At 67.9% G+C, this 23,466-nt stretch carries 22 protein-coding genes; 11 read left to right on the forward strand and 11 right to left on the reverse strand.

Annotated features, from left to right (window positions below; translation table 11 throughout):
* Nucleotides 1–76 precede the first annotated feature (76 nt).
* On the forward strand, nt 77–583 hold the full coding sequence (locus FCG67_RS16440; RefSeq protein WP_136910788.1) for a nuclear transport factor 2 family protein: 507 nt from the start codon (nt 77–79) through the stop codon (nt 581–583).
* Between the two features lie 23 nt (nt 584–606).
* On the opposite strand, the gene FCG67_RS16445 is transcribed toward FCG67_RS16440, so the two are convergent.
* The gene (locus FCG67_RS16445; RefSeq protein ID WP_136910789.1) at nt 607–1,779 is read right to left on the reverse strand and encodes a cytochrome P450; all 1,173 of its coding nucleotides are present in this window, start codon (nt 1,777–1,779) and stop codon (nt 607–609) included.
* Nucleotides 1,780–1,914: 135 nt separating this feature from the next.
* On the opposite strand from FCG67_RS16445, the gene FCG67_RS16450 reads away from it, so the two are divergent.
* Both FCG67_RS16450 and FCG67_RS16455 read left to right on the forward strand, forming a co-directional pair.
* Nucleotides 1,915–2,760 (forward strand): SDR family oxidoreductase, encoded by an 846-nt coding sequence (locus FCG67_RS16450; RefSeq protein ID WP_136910790.1) that lies wholly within the window; start codon nt 1,915–1,917, stop codon nt 2,758–2,760.
* Between the two features lie 47 nt (nt 2,761–2,807).
* A complete protein-coding gene (locus tag FCG67_RS16455; protein ID WP_136910832.1) occupies nt 2,808–3,503 on the forward strand; it encodes an acetoacetate decarboxylase family protein in 696 nt (231 codons plus the stop codon).
* A gap of 30 nt (nt 3,504–3,533) precedes the next feature.
* On the opposite strand, the gene FCG67_RS16460 is transcribed toward FCG67_RS16455, so the two are convergent.
* Nucleotides 3,534–4,751: an MFS transporter gene (locus FCG67_RS16460; RefSeq protein ID WP_136910791.1), complete on the reverse strand. Its 1,218-nt coding sequence runs from the start codon at nt 4,749–4,751 to the stop codon at nt 3,534–3,536.
* 157 nt (nt 4,752–4,908) lie between these two features.
* Between FCG67_RS16460 and FCG67_RS16465 the strand changes: the two genes are divergently transcribed.
* Both FCG67_RS16465 and FCG67_RS16470 read left to right on the forward strand, forming a co-directional pair.
* Nucleotides 4,909–5,415 carry a MarR family winged helix-turn-helix transcriptional regulator gene (locus tag FCG67_RS16465; RefSeq protein WP_136910792.1) on the forward strand — a complete coding sequence of 169 codons (507 nt, stop codon included), beginning with the start codon at nt 4,909–4,911 and terminating at the stop codon, nt 5,413–5,415.
* A gap of 142 nt (nt 5,416–5,557) precedes the next feature.
* A complete protein-coding gene (locus tag FCG67_RS16470; protein WP_136910793.1) occupies nt 5,558–7,612 on the forward strand; it encodes a neutral/alkaline ceramidase in 2,055 nt (684 codons plus the stop codon).
* 70 nt (nt 7,613–7,682) lie between these two features.
* On the opposite strand, the gene FCG67_RS16475 is transcribed toward FCG67_RS16470, so the two are convergent.
* Nucleotides 7,683–8,471, reverse strand: coding sequence for a hypothetical protein (locus FCG67_RS16475; protein ID WP_136910794.1), 789 nt, complete (start codon nt 8,469–8,471; stop codon nt 7,683–7,685).
* 257 nt (nt 8,472–8,728) lie between these two features.
* Between FCG67_RS16475 and FCG67_RS25060 the strand changes: the two genes are divergently transcribed.
* Nucleotides 8,729–8,830, forward strand: coding sequence for a neutral/alkaline non-lysosomal ceramidase C-terminal domain-containing protein (locus FCG67_RS25060; RefSeq protein WP_169310552.1), 102 nt, complete (start codon nt 8,729–8,731; stop codon nt 8,828–8,830).
* 85 nt (nt 8,831–8,915) lie between these two features.
* On the opposite strand, the gene hsaB is transcribed toward FCG67_RS25060, so the two are convergent.
* Genes hsaB through hsaA form a run of 4 tightly spaced genes read right to left on the reverse strand, consistent with a single transcriptional unit; the run spans nt 8,916 to nt 12,464 of the window.
* A complete protein-coding gene (gene hsaB / locus FCG67_RS16490; RefSeq protein ID WP_136910796.1) occupies nt 8,916–9,497 on the reverse strand; it encodes a 3-hydroxy-9,10-secoandrosta-1,3,5(10)-triene-9,17-dione monooxygenase reductase subunit in 582 nt (193 codons plus the stop codon).
* Nucleotides 9,497–10,396: an iron-dependent extradiol dioxygenase HsaC gene (hsaC, locus tag FCG67_RS16495; protein WP_136910797.1), complete on the reverse strand. Its 900-nt coding sequence runs from the start codon at nt 10,394–10,396 to the stop codon at nt 9,497–9,499. Before hsaC ends, hsaB begins: the two co-directional genes overlap by 1 nt.
* The gene (hsaD, locus tag FCG67_RS16500; protein WP_077042922.1) at nt 10,396–11,277 is read right to left on the reverse strand and encodes a 4,5:9,10-diseco-3-hydroxy-5,9,17-trioxoandrosta-1(10),2-diene-4-oate hydrolase; all 882 of its coding nucleotides are present in this window, start codon (nt 11,275–11,277) and stop codon (nt 10,396–10,398) included. The genes hsaC and hsaD overlap by 1 nt, the downstream gene beginning before the upstream one ends.
* A gap of 11 nt (nt 11,278–11,288) precedes the next feature.
* Complete coding sequence (gene hsaA / locus FCG67_RS16505) at nt 11,289–12,464, reverse strand: 3-hydroxy-9,10-secoandrosta-1,3,5(10)-triene-9,17-dione monooxygenase oxygenase subunit (RefSeq protein ID WP_136910798.1); 1,176 nt, start codon at nt 12,462–12,464, stop codon at nt 11,289–11,291.
* A 199-nt stretch (nt 12,465–12,663) separates the two neighbouring features.
* Here hsaA and FCG67_RS16510 point away from each other — a divergent pair, with 199 nt between their 5' ends.
* A complete protein-coding gene (locus FCG67_RS16510) occupies nt 12,664–13,845 on the forward strand; it encodes a 3-ketosteroid-9-alpha-monooxygenase, oxygenase component (protein ID WP_136910799.1) in 1,182 nt (393 codons plus the stop codon).
* Between the two features lies 1 nt (nt 13,846).
* Nucleotides 13,847–14,179: a hypothetical protein gene (locus FCG67_RS16515; protein WP_136910800.1), complete on the forward strand. Its 333-nt coding sequence runs from the start codon at nt 13,847–13,849 to the stop codon at nt 14,177–14,179.
* 68 nt (nt 14,180–14,247) lie between these two features.
* On the opposite strand, the gene dmpG is transcribed toward FCG67_RS16515, so the two are convergent.
* From dmpG to FCG67_RS16535, 4 genes are read right to left on the reverse strand one after another with little or no spacing between them, the layout of a single operon-like run.
* Entirely contained in the window at nt 14,248–15,300 is a 1,053-nt protein-coding gene (gene dmpG, locus FCG67_RS16520; protein WP_136910833.1) for a 4-hydroxy-2-oxovalerate aldolase, read from the reverse strand.
* A 5-nt stretch (nt 15,301–15,305) separates the two neighbouring features.
* Nucleotides 15,306–16,208 carry an acetaldehyde dehydrogenase (acetylating) gene (locus tag FCG67_RS16525; RefSeq protein WP_136910801.1) on the reverse strand — a complete coding sequence of 301 codons (903 nt, stop codon included), beginning with the start codon at nt 16,206–16,208 and terminating at the stop codon, nt 15,306–15,308.
* Between the two features lie 9 nt (nt 16,209–16,217).
* Nucleotides 16,218–17,003 (reverse strand): 2-keto-4-pentenoate hydratase, encoded by a 786-nt coding sequence (locus FCG67_RS16530; protein WP_136910802.1) that lies wholly within the window; start codon nt 17,001–17,003, stop codon nt 16,218–16,220.
* Between the two features lie 28 nt (nt 17,004–17,031).
* On the reverse strand, nt 17,032–18,627 hold the full coding sequence (locus FCG67_RS16535) for an FAD-binding protein (protein ID WP_136910803.1): 1,596 nt from the start codon (nt 18,625–18,627) through the stop codon (nt 17,032–17,034).
* 126 nt (nt 18,628–18,753) lie between these two features.
* Between FCG67_RS16535 and kstD the strand changes: the two genes are divergently transcribed.
* The 3 genes from kstD (at nt 18,754) to FCG67_RS16550 (ending at nt 23,234) form a co-directional block, all read left to right on the forward strand.
* Nucleotides 18,754–20,478: a 3-oxosteroid 1-dehydrogenase gene (kstD, locus tag FCG67_RS16540; protein WP_211243228.1), complete on the forward strand. Its 1,725-nt coding sequence runs from the start codon at nt 18,754–18,756 to the stop codon at nt 20,476–20,478.
* A gap of 12 nt (nt 20,479–20,490) precedes the next feature.
* Nucleotides 20,491–21,351: a MaoC/PaaZ C-terminal domain-containing protein gene (locus FCG67_RS16545; protein WP_097214275.1), complete on the forward strand. Its 861-nt coding sequence runs from the start codon at nt 20,491–20,493 to the stop codon at nt 21,349–21,351.
* Between the two features lie 107 nt (nt 21,352–21,458).
* The gene (locus tag FCG67_RS16550; RefSeq protein ID WP_136910805.1) at nt 21,459–23,234 is read left to right on the forward strand and encodes a cholesterol oxidase substrate-binding domain-containing protein; all 1,776 of its coding nucleotides are present in this window, start codon (nt 21,459–21,461) and stop codon (nt 23,232–23,234) included.
* Nucleotides 23,235–23,466: the final 232 nt, after the last annotated feature.

The raw sequence follows: 23,466 nt of genomic DNA on the forward strand, positions 1-23,466 counted from the left end.
GGCCGGCCTTCTGCATGTCGGGACGAGATCGACTGAATTCCGAACCCCGCGCGATCGACTGTGAGAAGCTCCGCGAATGGCCCCCCGATCGCTCGAAGACCTCAGCTCGCTCGAGGACCTCCGGCAGCTCAAGTACCGGTATTTCCGCGCGCTGGACCTGAAACGGTGGGACGAGTTCGCGGATACCCTCGCCGAGGGCATCGTCGCGCACTACGGCACGCACGCGCTCGCCGAACCGCTCGTCTTCCATGGCCGTGACGCCGTCGCCGGGTTCATGCGCGACGCGCTCGGTCCGGCGATCACGACCGTGCACATCGCCAACCATCCGGAGATCTCGGTCGACGGATCGGACGCGTCCGGCTCGTGGAACTTCGAGGACACGGTCATCGTGCCCGCCGCCAACAGGCTGATCCGCGGTGCCGGCTACTACACCGACCGGTACCACCGCGACGACGACGGGCGCTGGCGGATCGCGGAGACGTCATACGAACGGATCTACGAGTCGATCATCTCCCTCGACGACGTCCCGAGCTTCCAGTTCCTCTCGCACATGTGGGCCACTCCCCCGGCGACGAGCTCCTGATCCGGGGTCGGCTCGACCGCCGACTACCAGCGGACCGGCATCTTCTCGAGGCCGGTCACGAAGTTCGCGGGTCGGCGCGGTAGTGGCCGGTCGGTTGCCAATTCCATGTTCGGGATCCGCTCGAGCAGCCGCTCGAACATCAGCCGGCCCTCGAGCCGGGCGAGCTGGTTGCCCAGGCAGAAATGCGACCCGAAACCGAAGGCCACGTGTGGATTCGGATTCCGGGACGCGTCGAACCGCGCCGGGTTCTCGAACACCGACTCGTCGAAGTTCGCGGACTCGAACAGCAGCAGCATCTTCTCGCCCGCGCGCAGCCGCGTGCCGTGGAACTCCACATCGCGGGTCACGGTGCGGCACATGTTCTTCACCGGCGACACCCAGCGCACCATCTCCTCGAGCGCCTGCGGGATCAGGGACGGGTCGGCGACGAGCCGGTCACGCTGCTCGGGGTATCGCATCAGCTGCTCCATGCCGCCGCTGAGCACGTGTCGGGTGGTCTCGTCGCCGCCGACCAGGATCAGCAGGGTCTCGGCCACGATGTCCTCGTCCGTGAGCCTGCGGCCGTCGATCTCGGCGTGTACCAGCACGCTGGTCAGGTCCTCGGTCGGTTCGCGGCGGCGCTGTTCGATCGTGCGCATGGTGAACTCGACGAAGGACACGTACGCCGCCATCATCTTCGACAGCATCTCCTCGGAGGCGTTGCTGCCCTGGGCCTCGACCAGGTCGTCGCTCCACTGCAGGAACATCTCCCGCTCCTGCGGCCGCACGCCGAGCATGTCGCCGATCACGGCCATCGGCAGCGGCGCGGCGAGATCGCGGACGAAGTCGCACTCGCCCCTGTCGATCACCGCGTCGATCAACTCGTCGCAGATCCGCCCGATGCCGCCGATCTTGGCCTCGACCTGCTTGCGGGTGAAGCCGGCATTGACCAGCTTGCGACGGTGCAGGTGCTCCGGGTCGTCCATGTCGATCATGTGCGGCAGCGGCCCCACCTCCGGCCGGATCCCCCCGGCGTTGGAGAACAGGCCTGCGTCCCGCTCGGCGTCGATCACCGCGGCATAGCTCGCGGCGCCCGGCGTGCCGTCCCGGTCCCGGAACACCGGCTCGTTGGCGCGCATCCAGGCGTAGGCGTCCCGCGGGTCGCCGCGTTCACCCGCATAGAACCGTCCATCCACCAGTTCGATGTCGGGTCGCATGCCGTCCACTCCCTCGCTCAGCCGTTCTCCGAACCTGCTCGCACCGGGTCCATCGAGCCTATTCCTGCTGGCGGGATTGCATATCCAAATCGGCGCGGCGGTGGTAGAACAGGTTGCACAACGGAGGGAGTCGCGGTGGACACGAACGGCACGGGAGCTGTGCGGGGCAAGTCGATCCTGGTGACGGGAGGCGGCAGCGGAATCGGCCTCGGCGTCGCCTCCCTGCTGGCCGGTTCCGGCGCCCACGTGACCATCTGCGGACGCACCGAGGAGAAGCTGATCAAGGCCGCCGCGTCGGTCACGCCCGCGCACGACGGGTCGATCACCCATCACGCCGCCGACGTCACCGACGAGGACGCTGTGGTCGCGGCGGTTGCGGCCGCCGCGGCGGTCACCGGTCGTCTCGACGGGGTGGTGGCCTGTGCGGGCGGCAACGAGACCATCGCCCCGGTGACCCAGATCGACGTCGATGCCTGGCGCCGCACCGTGGAGCTCAACATCACCGGCACGATGCTCACGCTCAAGCACTCCGCCCGCGAGCTGGTCCGCGGCGGGGGCGGATCGTTCGTCGCGATCTCCTCCATCGCGAGCAGCAACACCCACCGCTGGTTCGGCGCGTACGGCGTCTCGAAGTCAGGCGTCGACCACCTCGTCCAGCTCGGCGCGGACGAGCTGGGGGCCAGCAACGTCCGGGTCAACTGCATCCGGCCCGGGCTCACCCGCACCGATCTGGTCGCCCTCATCACCGACGGCGGGCCGCTGCTCGAGGACTACCAGGCCTGCACTCCCCTGCCCCGCATCGGCGAGCCGGAGGACATCGCGGCGCTCGCGCGGTTCCTGCTCGGCGACGAGTCCACCTGGATCACCGGCCAGATCATCAACGTCGACGGCGGCCAGATGCTTCGGCGCGGACCCGATTTCAGCTCGATGCTCGAGCAGGTCTACGGCGTCGACGGCCTGCGCGGCGTGGTGACGCAGTGACCTCCCACGGCGCCACCTCCCACGACGTTCTCGGCAAGCGCGTCGAGATGCCGGTGCAGATCCGGCAGGCGACGGCGTTCATGGCCATGTATTCGGTCCCGACCGCCCCGGCGCAGGCGCTGATCGATCACACCGGCCTGGAGATCCTCCGGTATCGCCCCGGTCGCGGACTGTGCGTGCTGGTGTTCGTCGACTACGTGGACGGAGACCTGGGCCCCTACAACGAGTTCGGTGTCTGCTTCATGGTCCGCAACCATCGCGACACCGGCAAGGCCTCCGTCGTCTCGGACCTCAGGTCGCTGGCGACGGGCGGGGCGGGCGCACTGATCCACCAGCTACCCGTCGACGGCGAGTTCACGATGGCCGCCGGTCGCGGGATCTGGGGATTCCCCAAGGTGCTGGCGGATTTCGACGCCGATCACGCGAGCCCGGCCAAGCGGGCGTCGGTCAGCCAGGACGGCAAGCTCATCGCCGAACTGCGCATCAAACCGGGCATCACTGTGCCCGGCTCTGGGGCGGGCGCCGCGGTGGAGGCCTATTCGCACCTCGACGGCGTCACCAGGCACACCCAGTGGGAGATGAACCCGTCCGGCGTCCGTTCCAGGCTCGGTGGTGCGGACCTGACGTTGGGCACCCATCCCATCGCCGACGAGCTGCGCTCACTCGGCCTACCGCGCCGCGCCCTGCTCACCTCGTCGATTCCCGATCTGAAGATGACCTTCGGGGACGCGCGGGCGGTGTGAACGCCCACCGACCGGTGCAATCGGACTCGGTCAGCCCAGGACGAGCAGGGCCGCGATCGCCGGGCCGAAGGCCCCGCCGAGCTGATAGCAGAGGTTGAACAAGCCGATCGTGGTGGGGCGCTGGGACTCCGGCGCGGCACCGGTCGCGTAGACCGCCAGCGTGGCCTGCCCGCCGGTGGTGGCAAAGACCGCCAGGGTTGCCGCCACCAGGAGCAGCGGCGCCCACGGGGTCATGGCGGCGGTCAGCGGGGCCAATGCTCCGACTGCGATCAGGACGGCGAGAACCCGGGGACGGCCGATCCGCACCGCGCCGGCAGCCAGTACGAGAGACAGCGCGGAGCCGATCAACAGGGCCACGAGCTGCCCGGCGCCGATTGCGGCCGTTGACCATTCGGTCCGCTCCCGCAGCAGCTGCGGGATCGTGAACAGCAGCGTGAAGTACGACGTCGCGAGTGCGCACGCGAGGAGGGTCGAGGCGACGAACGCCGGGCTACGCAGCAGCGCTGCGGGAACGAACCCGTCGGGGTGTCTGTGGATATGGGCGGCGAGTACCGCGCCCACCACGATCGCGGCGGCGACCGCAGGCGCCGGGTAGCGGGGCACGAGAACCAGGGCGGACGCCGTGCACACGAGCAGGGCGGCGCCCCGGCCATCGAACGGCGCGGTCACGACGGGGACGGCGGCCGGGCTACGCCGGATCACCGCCGGGACGGCCAACAGCGCGACGAGCGAGATCGCAAGCGCCGCGCGCCAGGATGCCGCCTCCGCGATCCACGAGCCGACCAGCGGCCCCATCGCCCCGAGGATGCCGAAGCCCGCGGTGATCGCCCCCATCCGACGGGCGGTGCCCGCGAGGGTCATCGCGACGGTCGCCAGTCCCGCGCCACCGACCGCCTGGGCCGCGCGGCCGGCCATCGCCAGCGGCAGCCAGGGCGCAACGGCGACGAGCGCGGTGCCCGCCACGATCAGGAAGCTCCCCACCGCGAGCGTCAGACGGGTTCCACGACGGCGGAGCAGGGTCGCCATCAGCGGGGTGCCGATCGCCATCGCCCAGGCGAAGACGGTGACGAGCCAGGTCACCGTTGCCGTTCGGACCCCGAGTGAATCGGCCATCACCGGAAGGATCAGGACCGGACTGTTGGCGCCTGCGGCGATCGGGCTCGCCAGCAGCGCAAGCCAGAGCGCTGAGATCTGTTGCGGCCCAGCGGCGCGGGAGGCGCCGGGCTGTACGCGGGTGAGCTGTGTCATGACCGGCTCCGGGGTTCGAGGGCGGGCGCTTTCGGACGGTCGCCGCGACATCAGGACGATATCGCTCAACCTTGACTCTCTTAACATTGAGATAAAAGCAGACAGCTCTCTTGACGTCAAGTATCTTGATATTGAGATAAATCCTGGAGGGAACGACATGAGCGACGCGGTGGACGCAATCCTCGAACAGTGGGCGACCGAGCGTCCCGACCTGGTCGAGGACTTCTGGCCGGTCCAACTACTCGCGCGAGCCCAGCGACTGACACGCCTGGTGGACAAGTCGGCCAAGGCCACCGCCGCTCAGCACGGCCTCGAGGCAGGCGAGTTCGATGTTCTCGTCACCCTGCAGCGGTCGGGGCCCCCGTACGCGTTGACGGCAGGCGCCTTCATCAAGGCCTCGATGGTGACCTCCGGCGCGATCACCAACCGCACCGACCGCATGGAGGCCAAGGGGCTGGTCGAGCGCGTCCGCGACGGCGACGACCGACGCACCGTCAAGATCCGCCTCACCGAGCGCGGACAGGAGCTGGGTCGCGCCGTGATCGTCGACCATTTCGCGAACTACGCGCGACTGCTGGCCGACGTCGATCGCGAGGTCGTCGACGAGACCGCCGACGGACTTCGGCGCGTCCTCGAGGCGCTCGGCGACACCTCCATCGAATGATCCGAATCGGCCCTCACCGCATGGCGATCCGACCCCACCCGGACAAGTCCGGCAAAGGGTATTGCCAACGGGGCCGCGGTGGTGTGTGCTGTCATCTGGACACTTGACCAACACGGTGCCCGATTCCCCGAAAGGATCCCCAGTGGTCACGATCAGTCGACGGACTGTGCTCGCGGGTGCCGCGGCAGGCCCCGCACTCGCCGCGATCGGCGCGAGCCCCGCCCACGCCGCCACCCCGTCCCCCGCAGGCCTGCGCCGCTCACCGCAGGGCGCCGGACTCCGTGTCGGCGTCGGGATCTCGGACGTGACCGGCCCGGTGGCCGAGAACGGGATGATGGGCTACTCGAGCTTCGAACAGATCTCCCAGGGCCTGCACCAGCGCACCAGGGCCCGCGCGTACGTGTTCGCCGACGCGTCCGACGCGCGCGTGGTCTACGTCTGCGTCGACACCTGCATGGTCTTCCAGTCCGTGCACGACGCCGTCCTCCGGCGCCTCCACGATGCCTTCGGCGACACGTACACCGAGCGCAACGTGATGCTGACCGCCGTGCATTCACACGCGGCCTGCGGCGGGGCGTCGCACGACTACGCCTACAACCTGGCGATCATGGGATTCCAGCAGCAGGTCTTCGACTCCGAGGTCAACGGCATCGTCGACGCGATCACTACCGCACACAAGACGCTGTCCGCCGGCTCCCTCGCCTACGGCCGCAGCGAGCTCGCCGACGCCAGCGTCAACCGGTCGCGGGTGGCCTTCGACCGGAACCCGCAACGCGACAAGGACTACTACCCACTCGGGATCGATACGTCGATGCGAACCCTGCGGATCGCTCAGGGCGGCAAGGACATCGGCGCAATCAACTGGTTCGCCACCCACTGCGCGTCACTGACCAACGAGAACTACCTCATCTCGGGCGACAACAAGGGCGCCGCGGCGTACTTCTGGGAGCACGACATCGAGGGCGTCCGCTACCTGGACGGCAGCCCGGAATTCGTTGCAGCCTTCCCGCAGACCAACTCCGGCGACATGTCGCCCAACCTGCAGCTCGAGCCCGGCAAGGGCCCGACCGACGACGAGTTCGAAAACACCCGGATCATCGGCGAGCGTCAGGTCGCCGCGGCCCGCAAGGCCTATGCCGATGCCGACCCGATGTCCTCGACCACCGTCGACAGCCGGGTGATGTACCTCGACATGGCCAACCAGGTCGTCGACGGGCGCTTCACCCCCGACGGGCAGCAGCGCCGCACCGCACCCGCCTGCGTCGGCGCCGCGATGAGCGCGGGCAGCACGGAGGACGGCCCCGCGATCCCGATCTTCCCGGAGGGCGCTCGCAACCCGATGGTCGATGCGCTTGGCGGGATGAACGCCCCGGTGCCGAACTGGCTGGCCGACGCGCAGGCACCCAAGCTCGTCCTGGTAGCCGTCGGTCTGCTCCCACCGGACGGCTGGGTCCCCCACGTGCTGAAGATCCAGATCATCCGGATCGGCGACCTCTATGTGGTCGGCGGACCGGCCGAGTTCACCATCGTCTCCGGACTCCGGATCCGACGGACCGTGGCCGAGGAACTCGGTGTGCCGCTCGAGAACGTGATCTTCCAGGGCTACGCGAACTCCTACTCGAGCTACTGCACGACGCCGGAGGAGTACGAGGCCCAGCAGTACGAGGGCGGCTCGACCCTGTTCGGCCGCAACACCCTGCCGGCCTACCAGCAGGGCTACGCGCAGCTCGCGGGCGCGCTGCGCACCGGTGGCGAGGTCCCGCGTGGACCCGCGCCCCGCGACATGTCCGCGTTCCAGCCGAACTTCGTCGCTGGCGTCACCTTCGACGAACCCGCGCCCGGTCGCGCCTTCGGCGACGTCCTGGTCCAGCCCAACCCGCAGGCCGCGGCCGGTCAGCAGGTCGTCGCGGAATTCGTCACCGGCCATCCCAAGAACAATCTCCGCCACGGTGCGACATACCTGGAGGTGCAGCGCCGGGACGGCGGGCGCTGGGTCCGGCACGCCGACGACGGCGACTGGTCCACCAAGTACCGCTGGCGCCGTGAGGGTTCGAACGCCTCGGTCGCGCGTATCACCTGGGACGTGCCGGAGGGCACGCCCGCCGGCCGCTACCGGATCCAGCACTTCGGCGATCAGAAGAGCCGCGACGGCAAGATCTCCGAATTCACCGGCACCTCCGCAGAATTCACCGTCTGACACGCTCTCGCCCGCCTCGAAGCCGAGGCGGGCGAGAGCGTCTGCGGGTCGGACACGAAACCCTGCGCGGTCAGCCCGCGGGGATGACGAAGATGTCGTTGACGAAGCGCTCCGCGCGACCGGAGAAGGCGATACCGTTCGCGCTGTCCGCGCCGAGAATCCGGTGCACCGCGGTGCCCTCCGGCGCAGTCACGGTCCCTACGCCCGCCGCGGGGCGGTCGATCGTCATGTTCGCATTCGTGGTGACCACGTAGCGGCCCTGGGCATCCCGCGTCCACAACTTGTACACGATTCCCGGGTTCGGTACCCGCACCTCGCCGGGAAGCAGTGACGGCGTCAACTGTGCCGTGGCCGCGGTCGGCGCAAGTTCACCGCCGGCCGTCGCCGAGGCGAGCCGGCCGAGCTGATCGGGCGCGCCGAGGTCGAGGGTGATGTCTACGAGTTCGCTGCGATAGCCGAGCCCCAACTTGAACTCGGACAGCAACTCGTTCGTGTCCAACTGCGAGATCATGTAGATGTTCTCGGCGACTGCCTCACCCAGGCGCGGCGACGCGATCGGCAGCGGCGGCTCGACCGACAGAGCAGCTTCGGACAGGTGGAATCGGCCGATCTCGGTTCCGTTCACCTCCGCACCCGCGCAGGTCGAGGTCTCGACCAGCATCGTGGGCATCGCGGCGAGGACGAATCCGGCCGGGAGCATCGCCCGTGCCCTCTCGGCCTGCGCTGGGTCGAGCGGGATCGTGACACCCAGGTTGGCACATGACCGTGCCTCCACCACCCCGACATGCGTCGCACCCGCTGCGGCCGGATCGGCAGCGGCGGGTGCGACGAGGATCAGGGGAAGGGCGAACGCACCCATCGCACCCCGTGCCAACGCCCGTCGTCGTCCACGGGACACATGCACCGCGTTCCGCCTCTCTGTAGTGAGAACCCTACGGCGACGTGTCCTCAGTGGTTGCCGTCAGAAACGCCTCGAGGTCTCCCGGCTCGATGGCTGTGCACTGACCACGATAGAACAGCAACGGCCCTTCGGTCCTGATCTCGCTCATCGAGCGCACCCGGACAATTCCACGAATTGGTCGCGCCGCCATCGAAGGTCTCGACCGTGCAGTCGATTTGCGCGCCGGCCGCTACCGGATCCAGCACTTCGGCGACCACAAGGGCCGCGAGGGCAAGATCTCCGAGTTCACCGGCACCTCGGCCGAATTCGAGATCTGAGCCGGTCGACGCTGACGCCTGAACCCGAAAACGACTGAAGGGCACCTCCCCTCAGAGGTGCCCTTCAGTCGTCTTCAGTGTTGCTCTACAGCCAGGTGTCCTCGGTCGTCGCGGTAAGGAACGCCTCGAGGTCGTCGCGCCAGGGCGCGGGGACCGTCTTGTCCGGCTCGATGCCGGTGTACTGCCCGCGGTAGAACAGCAGCGGACGCTCGGTCTTGATCTCACTCATCGAGTGCACCCGACCGAACACCACGAAGTGGTCACCGCCGTCGTGCACGGTCTCCACCGTGCAGTCGATGTGCGCCAGCGACCTGTCGATGATCGGAGATCCGAGAGGCGAGGCCTCCCAGCCGATTCCACCGAACTTGTCCGGCTCACGAGAACCGAACCGGGCACACACCTCCTGCTGCTCCTCCGCGAGCACATTCACGCAGAACTTGCCGCTGCGCTCGATCGCCGCCCAGGACCGCGACGCCTTGGTCGGGCAGAACAGCACCAGCGGCGGATCCAGCGACAGCGCCGCGAACGACTGGCACGCGAAGCCGACCGGCTCGCCGTCGTCGATCGTCGTGATGATCGTGACGCCGGTGCAGAACTGACCGAGCACGGTACGGAACTGACGCGGATCGATCTCCGCGCCAGTCGTCGACTCCTGAGGCGCCGTCACTACTTCATTCCCACCGTGAAATCGTGACCCCACAGGCTCACCGCGGTGCTCTCCCGAGCGATCCAGCTTTCATCCTCGACTTCGAGCCCCTCGCAACCGAATTCGATATCAAAGCCGCCCGGCGTCTTCATGTAGAACGAGAGCATCAGGTCGTTGACGTGCCTGCCGAGGCTGGCCGACATCTTGACCTTCTTGCGCTGCGCGCGATCCAGGCAGAGTCCGACGTCGTCGGAGTTCTCCACCTCGACCATCAGGTGCACGATGCCGGTCGGGTTCGGCATCGGCAGGAACGCCAGGCTGTGATGGCGCGGGTTGCAGCCGAGGAACCGGAGCCAGGCCGGCTCGCCGTCGGCGGGCCGCCCGACCATCTGCGGAGGCAGCCGCATCGAGTCGCGCAACTTGAATCCGAGCACGTCACGGTAGAACCGCAACGAGGCCTGGTCGTCGTCCGTGGTGAGCACGACGTGTCCGAGACCCTGCTCGCCGGTGACGAACTTGTGTCCGTACGGGCTCACGATCCGGCGGTGCTCGAGGGCCGCGCCGTGGAACACCTCGAGCGTGTTGCCCGAGGTGTCCTCGAAGACGATCAGCTCGGCGACCCGACGGTCCGCGATCTGGTCGGCAGTGCCCTCCTTGAACGGCACGCCGGCCGCGGACAGGCTGTCCCGAATCTCCTGCAGCTCGGCCGCATTGGCAGTCTCCCAGCCGGAGACCATCAGGCGGTCTCGCTCACCCGGCACGATCACCAGGCGGGCCGGGAAGTCGTCCATCCGGAGGTAGAGCGAGTTGGCGTCGGTGCCCTTGCCCTCGATCATGCCGAGAACCTTCAGGCCGTACTCGCGCCAGGCCGCCATGTCGGTGGCCTCGATGCGCATGTACGCAAGCGAACGAATACCCATCAGTTACCTCCGTCGAGAAGGAAATCACTTGCCAGACGGTTGAACTCGTCGAACTTCTCGAGCTGCGCCCAGTGGCCGCAGCCACCGAACACGTGCAACTGCGCGCGCGGGATCATCTTCGTCGCCACCAGGGCGCCGTCGAGCGGGTTGACCCGGTCCTCGCGGCCCCAGATCAGCAGCACCCGCTGGCGCAGTTTGTGCGCGTCGCGCCAGAGCATGCCCTTCTCGAAGTCGGCGCTGGCGAAGGACTTGCCCATCGCCTTCGCGGCCGCCAACGACTCGGGGGTGCTCGCCGCGGCGAACCGCTCCTCGACCAGCTCCGGGGTGATGAGCGACTGGTCGAACACCATGATCCGCAGGAAGGCCTCGAGGTTGTCCCGCGTCGGCTGGAAGCTGAACTTGCCGAGGTTCTTGACGCCCTCGGTCGGGTCGGGCGAGAACAGGTTGACGCTCAGCCCGCCGGGGCCCATCAGCACCAGCCGGCCGGCACGATCCGGGAAGTCGAGCGCGAACCGCACGGCCGCGCCGCCACCGAGCGAGTTGCCGAGCAGGTGCACCCGCCCGGTGATCTCGAGGGTGTCGAGCAGGTCCTTCAGCGCGGAGGAGCTGTGCACGAAGTACTGCGGGTGCTCGGTCGGCTTGTCCGAGAGCCCGTAGCCGGGCTGGTCCACCGCGAGCACGTGGAACTTCTCGGCCAGCACGGGGATGTTCTTGGAGAAGTTCGACCAGGAGGAGGCGCCGGGTCCGCCGCCGTGCAGCAGCACGATCGTCGGGCCGTTGCCGACGCCCGCCTCGTGGTAGTGCAGCTTGAGGTCCGGACGGACCTGGGCGAACTTCGAGGTCGACTCGTAGGTGATCTCGGCCTGTTCTGTCGTCGTCACGATTCCCCGCCTCAGACCATCGTGTCCGTGAGCGGCAGACCGAACTCCGCGCCACCGAACATGACGTAGGCGCGCTCGGCATCGTTGGCGGCGTGCACGCGGCCTGCGTGCGCGTCGCGCCAGAAGCGCTGGATCGGAGTGCCGTTCGCGAGAGCGGTTGCACCGGAGTTCTCGAAGAGCAGGTCGATCGAGGCGATGGCGCGGCCGGTGGCACGCACCTGGTCGCGGCGGGCCCGCAGGCGCAGCTCGATCGGCACCTCCTCGCCGGCGAGCAGCAGCGCGTACTCGTCGGCGACATTGCCGGAGAGCTGACGCCAGGCGGCATCGATGTCGCTGGAGGCCTCGGCGATCCGGACCTTGGCGAACGGGTCGTCCTTGGCCTTCTCACCCGCGTAGGCCGCGCGGACGCGCTTGCCCTGGTGCTCGACGTGGGCGTCGTAGGCGCCGTACGCCATGCCGACGATCGGGGTCGAGATGGTCGTGGGGTGGATGGTGCCCCACGGCATCTTGTAGACCGGCGCGGTGTTCTGCGCGAGGCCCGGCGCGGTGAGATCGCTCATCGCCTTGAAGCTGAGGAAGCGGTGCCTCGGCACGAACACGTCCTTGACGACGATCGTGTTGCTGCCGGTGCCGCGCAGGCCGACCACGTTCCACACGTCGTCGATCTGGTAGTCCTCGCGGGGGATCAGGAAGCTGCCGAAGTCGACCGGGCGGCCGTCCTTGATCACCGGTCCGCCGACGACAACCCAGCTGGCGTGGTCACAGCCCGAGGACCAGGCCCACGCGCCGTTGACCTTGTAGCCACCCTCGACGACCTCGCCCGCACCCATCGGCGCGTACGACGAGGAGATCCGCACGTCGGTGTCCTGGCCCCACACGTCCTCCTGCGCCTGCTGATCGAACAGCGCGAGGTGCCAGTTGTGGACGCCGATGATGCCGGAGACCCAGCCGGTGGACCCACAGGCGCTCGCGATGTTGCGGACAGCGGTGTAGAAGGTGACGGGATCAGCCTCGAAGCCACCCCACTGCGCCGGCTGCAGGAGCCGGAAGAAGCCGGCCTCCTGGAGCCCCTTGATCGAGTCGTCGGGAATGCGACGCAGATCCTCGGTCTCCTGTGCGCGCTCGCGCAGGGTCGGCAGAAGCTCGTTCAGCTTCTCGATCACCGCGCGGCTGTCGTGCTCACCCACTGGTACTCCCTCATGTGTCGTGCGTCTCGGTGCTTCACTTTCACCTGAGACTAGAACACGTTCCCATTCGTGTCGAGCAGAATGGGTTCCACTGGGACGAAAGTCCCTGACTGCGACTACTAGCGCCAATATCTAGCAAAACTGGCACAAGTTCTATAACGTGTTCTAGTACAAGAACGAAGGGATGTGAGGGGCAAAGATGACGCAGAGTAGCGGCGCATCCGGCAAGGGCATTCGCGAGATCGACGTGGGAGCCAACCCGACGCGATTCGCCCGCGGGTGGCATTGCATCGGCCTGGAGAGCGAGTTCCTGGACGGCAAGCCACACGCGGTCGAGGCGTTCGGCACCAAGCTCGTCGTCTTTGCCGACAGCCAGAACAAGCTGCAGGTGCTCGACGCGTACTGCCGGCACATGGGCGGCGACCTGAGCGAGGGCAGCATCAAGGGCGACTCCGTCGCCTGCCCGTTCCACGACTGGCGCTGGGGCGGCAACGGCAAGTGCACGGGCATCCCTTACGCCCGCCGCGTCCCGCCGTTGGCACGCACCCGCAAGTGGATCACGCTGCAGGAGAACAAGCAGCTGTTCGTCTGGAACGACCCCGAGGGCAACCCGCCCCCGGAGGGCGTGACGATCCCGCACCTGCCCGAGGTGTTCACCGACGAGTGGACCGACTGGCGCTGGAACCGGATCCTCGTCGAGGGATCGAACTGCCGCGAGATCGTCGACAACGTGGTGGACATGGCGCACTTCTTCTACGTGCACTTCGGGTTCCCGAAGTACTTCAAGAACGTCTTCGAGGGCCACGTCGCCACCCAGTACCTGCAGAACCACGGCCGTCCGGACGTGCAGAGCATGGGCACCCAGTACGGCGAGTCCGTGCTGGACTCGGAGGCCTCGTACTTCGGCCCGTCGTACATGATCAACTGGCTGCACAACGACTACAGCGGGTACAAGGCAGAGAGCATCCTGATCAACTGCCACTACCCGGTCACGCAGGACTCGTTCGTGCTGATGTACGGCGTGAGCGTGCAGAAGCCCAAGGGCCTCGACGACGCCACCACCGAGAAGATCTCGCGCAAGTTCACCGAGGGTGTTGCGATGGGCTTCGAGCAGGACGTCGCGATCTGGAAGAGCAAGAGCAAGATCGACAACCCGCTGCTCTGCGAGGAGGACGGCCCCGTTTACCAGCTGCGCCGCTGGTACGAGCAGTTCTATGTCGACGTCGCCGATGTCGAGGAGAAGCAGACGCAGCGCTTCGAGTTCGAGATCGACACCACCAAGGCCGTCGAGGCCTGGCAGCGTGAGGTCGAGGAGAACCTGGCTCGCCAGGCGGAGGAGAAGGCAGCGGCGGAGGCCGCCGACAACAAGACGGGAGTGTGAGATGACCTCGACCTGGGCCAAGGCCCCTGACTTCGCCGACAGCCCGGCCCGGGTCGAGGCCGTCCGCGCACAGACCGCCATCGACCTGCAGACCTACCTCGAGGACGGACTGCAGGAGGTGGAGTGCCGCGCCTGCGGCACCTGCGTCCTCGTGCGAAAGAACAGCTTCAAGCACACCAGCATCCAGTGGCAGGCCGATCCGGCGCAGGCGTGCCCGGAGTTCACCACTTCCGGTGGACGTACGGGGTCTCAGCAGACCTGTCCGCGGCTGCTGAGCAGCATCGAACACGCGGTCATGGAGGGCATCCTCGAGGTGCGCGACACCGACGCGTAGCGAACACCGAACATGAAAAGGGGCGCGCATCCATCCGGATGCGCGCCCCTTTTCCGTATCCGGAACTCTCAGCCGGCGGCGGCTTCCCGCTGCAGCTCGAGCGCGATGTCGATCAGCTGGTCTTCCTGACCGCCGACCAGCTTGCGCTTGCCCGCGCGCACCAGCAGCTCGGCCGCGGAGACGTCGTACCGCTCGGCCTGACGCTCGGCATGCTTGAGGAAGCTGGAGTAGACCCCGGCGTACCCCATCATCAGGGCCTGCCGGTCGAGCAGGCACTCGGCGGGCATCGCCGGGCGGACGACGTCTTCCGCGGCGTCGGCGATCGAGAAGAAGTCGATGCCGGTCTTGACCCCGATCTTGTCGCAGACACCGACGAACGCCTCGACCGGCGCGTTGCCCGCGCCCGCGCCGAAGCGGCGGGTGCTGCCGTCGATCTGCTTGGCGCCCGCGCGCACTGCGGCGATCGAGTTCGCGACGCCGAGACCGAGGTTCTCGTGGCCGTGGAAGCCGACCTGGGCATCGTTGCCGAGCTCGGACACCAGCGCCTCGATGCGCTCCGACACCTGCTCCAGCACGAGTGCGCCGGCGGAGTCGACCACGTACACGCACTGGCAGCCGGCGTCGGCCATGATCCGGGCCTGCTCCGCGAGCTTCTCCGGGGTGCTCGAGTGCGCCATCATCAGGAACCCGACGGTCTCGAGGCCACGCTCGCGGGCCAGGCCGAAGTGCTGGATCGAGACATCCGCCTCCGTGCAGTGCGTGGCGATGCGGCAGATCGAGGCCCCGTTGCCCTGCGCCTCGATGATGTCCTCCTTGATGCCCAGTCCGGGCAGCATCAGGAAGGCGATCTTCGCCTGCTTCGCGGTGTCCACCGCGATCTTGATCAGTTCCTGCTCGGGGGTCTTGGAGAAGCCGTAGTTGAAGGAGGACCCGCCGAGGCCGTCGCCGTGGGTCACCTCGATGACCGGCACGCCGGACGCATCGAGTGCGCCGACGATCGCCCGCACCTCGTCACCGGTGAACTGGTGCCGCTTGTGGTGCGAGCCGTCCCGCAACGAGGTGTCGGTGACCCGCACGTCCCACGCCGAGTCGAAATGAACGGTGCTGTCGATCGGTGCCATCTCGCTCACGCCCTCACGGTGAGAAGCTTCTGGGCGATCTCCTCGCCCACCTTGGTTGCCGCCGCCGTCATGATGTCGAGGTTGCCCGCGTACGGCGGCAGGAAGTCGCCTGCGCCCTCGACCTCGACGAAGGTCGTGACGGTTGCATAGCCGCCCGACACCACGCTCGGCTCGTTGAACTGAGGCTCGTTGAGCAGACGGTATCCGGGCACGTACTGCTGGATGTCCGCCACCACGCGGTGGATGGAGTCGGTGATCGCGGCGTGGTCCGCGTCCTCGGGGATGGCGCAGAAGATCGTGTCGCGCATGATCATCGGCGGATCGGCCGGGTTCAGGATGATGATCGCCTTGCCCTTACGGGCACCGCCGATGACCTCGATGCCGCGGCTGGTGGTCTTGGTGAACTCGTCAATGTTGGCGCGGGTGCCCGGTCCGGCGGACAGGGACGCGACCGACGCGACGATCTCCGCGTAAGCGACGTCGACCACGCGGGAGACCGCGTACACGATAGGGATGGTCGCCTGGCCGCCGCAGGTGATCATGTTGACGTTCGGGGCGTCGAGGTGCTCGAGCAGGTTGGCTGGCGGAACCACCGCCGGACCGATGGCCGCGGGGGTGAGGTCGATCGCGCGGATCCCCGCCTCCCGGTACCGAGGCGCCGCGTCGCGGTGCACGTAGGCCGAGGTCGCCTCGAACACCAGATCCGGCTTCTCGGGCTGGTTCAGCAGCCAGTCGACGCCCTCCGCGGAGGTCTCGAGTCCCATCTTTCGGGCCCGCGCGAGGCCCTCACTCTCGGGATCGATGCCGATCATCCAGCGCGGTTCGAGCCACTCGGATCGCTGCAGCTTGTAGAGGAGGTCGGTGCTGATGTTGCCCGACCCGACGATCGCCACACTTGCCTTGGTCATGGGTGTCTCCTACTTGAACTGTAGAGAAACGGAACCGAGCCCGCTGAACTCGGCGTGGAACCTGTCACCTGGGCGGACGTCGAACGCCCGGGTGCACGACCCCGGGAGCACGATGTCGCCCGCCTTCAGTTGCACCCCGAAGCCCTCGACCTCCTGAGCGAGCCAGGCCACCCCTGCCGCCGGGTTACCGAGGACGGCATCGCTACATCCTTCCGCGACCAACTCGTCGTTACGCAGAAGGGTGGCCTGGATGGCGGTGAGGTCGATGTCGCCGGGCCGGACGCGCTGGGCACCGATCGCGTGGCCTGCGTACGAGGCGTTGTCCGCGATCGTGTCGCAGATGCCGATCTTCCATTCCCTGATCCTGGTGTCGATCAGCTCGATTGACGGCACCACGAACTCCGTCGCGGCGATCACGTCATCAACGGTGCACCCCGCCCCTGGCAGATCCGCCCCCAGGATGAAGGAGACCTCGACCTCCACGCGCGGCAACAGGAAGCGCGAGGTGTCCACCGGCTCACCCTCGCGCAGTTCCCGATCGTCGAACAGGTGGCCGTAGTCGGGCTCGTCGACGCCCATCATCTCGCGCATCGCGGCCGCGGTCAGGCCGACCTTGTGCCCGACCACCCGGGCGCCCGCCGCCACCCGGCGGCGGATGTTGATCAGCTGGATCTCGTAGGCGTCCACGACATCGAGGTCCGGGTACTGCTCCGACAATGGATCGATCGCAGCGCACCCCTTCTCTGCGGCATCGAGACGATCCGCGATCTGGGTGCGCAACTCGGTCGTGAGCATCATCGGGTCCTTTCGTCAGTACCTGGTGCTAGGCGGAGCCACCTTGCGCAGCATGCGCGCCTGCCCGGCGGCCGGAGTAGACGCAGTCGGCGAGCGAGAGCCCGCTGACGTACGAGTTCGAGCAGATCCCCACCGCCGTGCGGCCAGCCGCGTACAGACCCGGGATGGCTACGCCCGCAGTCGAGGTGACCTCACCGGTCCCCTCGTCCACGACCAGGCCACCGAGGGTCAGCATCGGCAGCGGGTTGGTCAGGCTCTTCTTCAGCGACACGTCGAACAGCGAGAACGGCGCCGTCCGCACCGGCCGTACGAAGTCCGCAGGCTTGCCCATCGGGTCCGCCTCGCCCGCCGCGATCGCGTCGTTGTGCGCCGCGACCGTCGCCGCCAGCCCGGCCGCGTCGATCCCGACCTTGGCCGCAACCTCTTCGAGGGTGTTCCCCGTGACGCCCTCGCCGCGGAGCAGGGTCTCCGCCTGGACCCGCTGGAACCACATGGTCTGGGTGCCGAGCTGCGAGCGCGCCTCCTTGACGAGGTCGGCGTCGGCCAGCAGCCACCCCTGCCCGGAGTTCTCGGCGATCATCGCGTACCCCAGCGCGGCCCCGTACCGGGACTCGTCGACCATCCGGTTGCCCTTCTCGTTCACGAACACCGAGCTGAGGAAGGCGCTGGGCGGGACGATGAAACGCCAGGCCGAGATGTTGGAGAGCTTGTCGGTCGCCGCGCCGACGGCGGTTCCCATCTGGATTCCGCTGCCGTCGTCGCCCGCCGTGCCGAGCGCCAGCCCGCCGCGATACTGCGGCGCGTGTTCCGCGACGAGTTCGCGGTTCGCGATGAACCCGCCCGCACTGAGCACCACACCGGAACGGGCCTGGATACGGATCGGCTTGGCGTACCGCGCCTCCATCTTCTCGATCTGCTTCTGCAGGATCTTGCGCATCGGCGGGTAGTAGATGCCCGGCTTGGCGGAGAGGGAGGTCAGCGCGGCATACCGCGCGCGCACCTGCTTGGGCGCGCTGCGAAAGCTCAGGCACTGGACCCCGACCACGGTCCCAGTGTCGTCCATGATCAGCTCTGTCGCACGGGATTGCTGTTCCAGGTGGACGCCATTCGCCAGCGCGGAGGCGATCAGGGGCCCGTAGAGCATCTTGCCGGAGGTGCCCTTGCCCTTGGCCCGGTGGCCGCGGGGTGCGGGCTTCGCGATGTCGCGGAAGCCGCCCGCCGCCTCGCTGCCCGAGTAGTACAGGTAGTGGCGGTTGCTCGGGTACGACGTCTTGTACGGGCACAGCGAGGCCTCGAACGGCACCCCGTGGCCGGACAACCAGTCGATCATCGCGGGGCTCTCGTCGCAGAACTTGCGCAGCGTCTCCTCGCTGACGGCGTCCCCGACCTCGCGGCTGAGGTAGGCGAACATCGCGTCCGAGCTGTCGGCGACCCCGGCCTGTTTCTGGACCCAGGTCCCGCCGCCGGCGTAGACGATGCCGCCCGAGATGGTGCTGGCCCCGCCGCCGCTGTAGCGGTCGAGCGCGATCACATCCGCACCCGCCGCGACGGCCTCGAGAGCGGCGGAGACACCCGCGACGCCCACCCCGACTACAACGACATCCGCGGAGAGGTCCCAGGACACCGCGCACCACCTTCCGTCTGCCTGCAACGTGTTTTCGTTTGGTTCCGGTTGTCAAGACCCAGTTCGGCAATACTTCCTGGCAGAAAGCATGGACTGAGACCCACTTGATTCTATAACGTGTTCTACATGAGCAAGCAGGAATACGACATCGTCGTTGTCGGTAGCGGCGCGGCGGGCATGACCGCGGCCCTGACCGCCGCCCACCAGGGTTTGAGCGTCGTCATCGTCGAGAAGGCCGCCCACTACGGCGGCTCCACCGCCAGGTCCGGTGGCGGCGTCTGGATCCCCAACAACGAGGTGCTCGAGGCCGACGGTGTCACCGACACCCGCGAGGCAGCCCGCGAGTACCTGCACAGCATCATCGGCGACGTCGTAGCGCCCGAGCGCATCGACACCTACCTCGACCGTGGGCCGGAGATGCTCTCGTTCGTGCTGAAGAACAGCGCACTGAAGCTGCAGTGGGTGCCCGGCTACTCGGACTACTACCCCGAGGCCCCCGGCGGCCGTCTCGGCGGACGCTCCGTGGAGCCGTCGCCCTTCGACGGCAACCAACTCGGCGACGACCGCAAGAACCTCGAGCCGGATTACGTCAAGGCTCCCAAGAACTTCGTCATCACGCAGGCCGACTACAAGTGGCTGAACCTGTTGATGCGCAACCGCCGCGGACCCGTGCGCGCGATGAAGGTCGGCATGCGCTTCCTGGCCGCCAAGGCCACCGGCAAGGACCTGCTGGTCCGCGGTCAGGCCCTGGTCGCGGGCATGCGCATCGGCCTGCGTGACGCGGGCGTGCCGATCCTGCTGAACACGCCGCTGACCGAGCTGTACACGGAAGACGGCGCCGTCCGCGGCGTGAAGGTCCTCGTCGACGGCGAGGAGCAGGTCATCCGCGCCAAGCACGGCGTCGTGCTGGGCTCCGGCGGCTTCGAGCACAACGACGAGATGCGCAAGAAGTACCAGCGCGGACCCATCGGCACCGAGTGGACGGTCGGCGCCAAGGCGAACACCGGCGAGGGCATCGAGGCGGGCCAGAAGGTCGGCGCCGCAGTGGACTTCATGGACGATGCCTGGTGGGGCCCGTCCATCCCGCTGACCGGCGGCCCCTGGTTCGCCCTCTCCGAGCGGACCCTGCCCGGCTCGATGATGGTCAACACCTCGGGCAAGCGCTTCGGCAACGAGGCCGCGCCCTACGTCGAGGCGACCCACATGATGTACGGCGGCAAGTACGGCCAGGGCGAGGGCCCGGGCGAGAACATCCCGACCTGGATGATCCTGGACCAGCGCTACCGCAACCGCTACACCTTCGCCGGCATCACGCCGCGCTCCCCCTTCCCCGGCCGCTGGCTCAAGGCCGGCGTCGTGGTCAAGGCGGGCACCATCGCCGAACTCGCCGAGAAGACCGGACTGCCCGTCGACGCCCTCACCGAGACGGTCGAGCGCTTCAACGGGTTCGCGCGCAGCGGCAAGGACGAGGACTTCGGTCGCGGTGACAGTGGGTACGACGCCTACTACGGCGACCCGCGCCTGAAGAACCCCAGCCTCGGGGAGATCAGCAAGGCGCCCTTCTACGCGATCAAGATGGTGCCGGGCGACCTCGGCACCAAGGGCGGCATCTGCACCGACACCGAGGGTCGCGCCCTGCGTGAGGACGGCACCGTGATCGAGGGCCTCTACGCGGCGGGCAACGCCAGCGCCCCCGTGATGGGTCACACCTACGCCGGTCCCGGCGCGACCATCGGTCCCGCGATGACCTTCGCGTACCTCGCGGTCCTTGACATCGCCGAGAAGGCGAAGTCGGGCACCGAGTCCGCTTCCGGCGTGAGCGCCGAATCCGCCACCGCCACCTCGAACTGACAGGAAGCCACGTTGCCCATCGACCCCAACATCGCGATCGGCGCCGAGCTGCCCACCCAGGAGTTCTCCTGGACCAGCTCGGACGTGCAGCACTACCATCTCGGCATCGGAGCGGGCGCGCGCCCGCTCGACGCCAAGGAGCTGCGTTACCTCGAGGACGGCAAGCCGCAGGTGCTGCCGACCTTCGCCACCGTGGTGGCGAACTTCCATGCCACCGAGGCACCGAAGGTGTCCTTCCCCGGAGTGGAGATCGACCTCGCCAAGGTCGTGCACGGTAGCCAGGAAGTGACCGTGCACCAGCCGATTCCGGCCGAGGGAAGTGCACGCACCACCACCCGGATCTCCGAGGTGTGGGACAAGGGCAAGGCCGCGGTCATCGTCCAGGAGTCCACCACCACGGACCTGGACGGGAATCCGCTGTGGACCGCACGCTCGTCGATCTTCGCGCGCGGCGAGGGCGGCTTCGGCGGTGAGCGCGGCCCCTCGGAGTCCGTCACACTGCCCGACCGGTCCCCCGACTTCGAGGTCGAGGCGCCGATCCTGCCGCAGCAGGCGTTGCTGTACCGGATGTGCGGTGACCGGAATCCGTTGCACTCGGATCCCCAATTCGCCAGCGCAGCCGGCTTCCCTGCGCCTATCCTGCATGGGCTGTGCACGTACGGGATGGTCTGCAAGGCCGCTGTCGATGCCGCGTTGGACGCTGACACATCGAAGGTGAAGGGCTACAAGGCCCGCTTCGCCGGGGTGGTCTACCCGGGCGAGACCCTCAAGATCCGGATCTGGAAAGAAGCCGGCCAGTTGCTCATCTCGGCAAGCGTTCTCGAGCGCGACGACTCGCCGGCCCTGGCAGACGTGGTCCTCACGCTCGCCTGATCCAGTAAGAACGACTGGTCGGTCGGCCGTTCCCAGCACGGCCGACCGACCTACCCAGCACTGACGAACACAACTCCCCCTCTCTCACACACGACTGGAGTAAACGCATGCCGGAATCGAACGATAAGCGTCTCGGCTTATCAAGGCGGGGATTCCTCGCTGCAGGGGCGGGGGCCCTGGCAGCGACGGCGGCGGGCGCGTGGACGCCCGTCTACGCCATCCCGCTCGGCTCGTCGGGCTCGGCAGGCGGCTCGGGCTCGCTCGGCGGGCCGACGCTCCCCGCGCCGCCGAACTTCCCGGACGGCATCGAACTCGCGCAGCAGGCGTACCAGAACTGGTCCAAGGAGATCATGCTGGACTCCGTCTGGACCTGTCACCCCAAGTCGCCCGACGACGTCGTCCGCCTGGCGAACTGGGCGCACGCCAACGGGTACAAGATCCGTCCGCGTGGCGCCATGCACGGCTGGACCCCGCTGACCGTCGTCAACGGCGCCCCCGTCGACAAGGTCATCCTGGTCGACACGATGAAGCACCTCAACGGCGTCTCGGTCAACGCGGGCGGTGCCCCGGCGACCGTCACCGCGGGCCCGGGCGCCACCCTGGACGCGATCACCACCGCGCTGCAGGCACAGGGCCTCGGCTTCGCGAACCTGCCCGCTCCGGGCGTGCTGTCGATCGCGGGCTCTCTCGCCGTGGATGCGCACGGCGCCGCCCTGCCCGCCAACGGACAGGCCACCACCCCTGGCCACACCTACGGCTCGCTGAGCAACCTGGTGACCTCGCTGACCGCGGTGGTCTGGGATGGCTCCAAGTACGCGGAGAAGACCTACTCCCGCAACGATCCTCAGATCAAGCCCCTGCTGACCAACCTCGGCCGCACCTTCCTCACCTCGGTGACGCTGCAGGCGGGTCCGAACTTCCGGATGCGGTGCCAGAGCTACACCGACATCAAGTGGACCGAGATGTTCGGAGCCAAGGGCGCCTCGGGCCGCACCTTCGAGAGCTACGTCGCCTCCAACGGCGGCGTGGAGGCCATCTGGTACCCCTTCACCGAGAAGCCGTGGCTCAAGGTCTGGTCGGTCGCGCCCACCAAGCCCGCCGGGTCGCGCGAGGTCACCGGCCCGTACAACTACCCGTTCTCGGACAACCTGCCCGAGGCGGTCACCGACCTTCTCGGACAGATGAACTCGGGCCTTCCCGGCATCGCGCCTGCGTTCGGCAACATCATGTACACGACCACGGTCGCCGGGCTCGCCGCGACCGGCGCCACCGACATCTGGGGCTGGTCGAAGGACATCCAGTTCTACATCAAGGCCACCACCCTCCGCCTGACCGAGGGCGGCGGCGCGGTCATCACCAACCGTGCCAACATCGGTCAGGTCATCCACGACTTCACCCACTGGTTCAACGAGCGCATCGAGTTCTACAAGGCGAAGGGTCAGTACCCGCTGAACGGTCCCGTCGAGATCCGCTGCTGCGGGCTCGACCAGGCCGCGGACGTCAAGGTCCCCTCGGCAGGCGCTCCGACCATCTCCGCGATGCGTCCGCGCCCGGACCACCCCGAGTGGGACACCGCCATCTGGCTGAACGTGCTCGGCGTCCCGGGTACCCCCGGCATGTTCGAGTTCTACCGCGAGATGGAGCAGTGGATGCGCTCGCATTACACAGGCAACGACTACACCTTCCGCCCCGAGTGGTCGAAGGGCTGGGCATTCGGCGCGGACCCGTACACCGACGGCGGGATCATCAGCGGCGCGCTGCCGCAGAGCTACCGCGACGGCGTGCCCGCGAGTGACAACTGGGACAGCGCGCGGGCGGCGTTCAACACGCTCGACCCGCACCGGATCTACAGCAACTCCTTCATGGATCAGCTGCTGCCGTAGCGCACAGCTCCCCGTTCCACCGACGCCGGTGGTGCCCGCGAACCTGCGCGGGCACCACCGGCGTCCGCGTTCGCTGCGGTGTGGATCTCGCCATGTCACTCGATCTGTTCGGTTATCCGTCGGACATGTTGGCGGACAGTCGATCACGCAGAGCGTTCTTCTGGATCTTGCCCGTCGCGGTGGTCGGTAGCGCAGCGAGGAACACACACTGGTCGGCGTCTTGAAGCCGGCC

Origin of the sequence: Rhodococcus oryzae (genome assembly GCF_005049235.1) — a bacterium.
In the GTDB taxonomy this organism is placed as follows: domain Bacteria; phylum Actinomycetota; class Actinomycetes; order Mycobacteriales; family Mycobacteriaceae; genus Rhodococcus_G; species Rhodococcus_G oryzae.

Excerpts from the sequence above, each read along its gene's own strand:
- FCG67_RS16440 (WP_136910788.1), top strand. The coding sequence starts at position 77 with ATGGCCCCCCGATCGCTCGAAGACCTCAGCTCGCTCGAGGACCTCCGG.
- FCG67_RS16445 (WP_136910789.1), bottom strand. The coding sequence starts at position 1,779 with ATGCGACCCGACATCGAACTGGTGGATGGACGGTTCTATGCGGGTGAA.
- FCG67_RS16455 (WP_136910832.1), top strand. The coding sequence starts at position 2,808 with ATGCCGGTGCAGATCCGGCAGGCGACGGCGTTCATGGCCATGTATTCG.
- FCG67_RS16460 (WP_136910791.1), bottom strand. The coding sequence starts at position 4,751 with ATGACACAGCTCACCCGCGTACAGCCCGGCGCCTCCCGCGCCGCTGGG.
- FCG67_RS16465 (WP_136910792.1), top strand. The coding sequence starts at position 4,909 with ATGAGCGACGCGGTGGACGCAATCCTCGAACAGTGGGCGACCGAGCGT.
- FCG67_RS16475 (WP_136910794.1), bottom strand. The coding sequence starts at position 8,471 with ATGGGTGCGTTCGCCCTTCCCCTGATCCTCGTCGCACCCGCCGCTGCC.
- hsaC (WP_136910797.1), bottom strand. The coding sequence starts at position 10,396 with ATGGGTATTCGTTCGCTTGCGTACATGCGCATCGAGGCCACCGACATG.
- FCG67_RS16510 (WP_136910799.1), top strand. The coding sequence starts at position 12,664 with ATGACGCAGAGTAGCGGCGCATCCGGCAAGGGCATTCGCGAGATCGAC.
- FCG67_RS16515 (WP_136910800.1), top strand. The coding sequence starts at position 13,847 with ATGACCTCGACCTGGGCCAAGGCCCCTGACTTCGCCGACAGCCCGGCC.
- dmpG (WP_136910833.1), bottom strand. The coding sequence starts at position 15,300 with ATGGCACCGATCGACAGCACCGTTCATTTCGACTCGGCGTGGGACGTG.
- FCG67_RS16525 (WP_136910801.1), bottom strand. The coding sequence starts at position 16,208 with ATGACCAAGGCAAGTGTGGCGATCGTCGGGTCGGGCAACATCAGCACC.
- FCG67_RS16530 (WP_136910802.1), bottom strand. The coding sequence starts at position 17,003 with ATGCTCACGACCGAGTTGCGCACCCAGATCGCGGATCGTCTCGATGCC.
- kstD (WP_211243228.1), top strand. The coding sequence starts at position 18,754 with ATGAGCAAGCAGGAATACGACATCGTCGTTGTCGGTAGCGGCGCGGCG.
- FCG67_RS16550 (WP_136910805.1), top strand. The coding sequence starts at position 21,459 with ATGCCGGAATCGAACGATAAGCGTCTCGGCTTATCAAGGCGGGGATTC.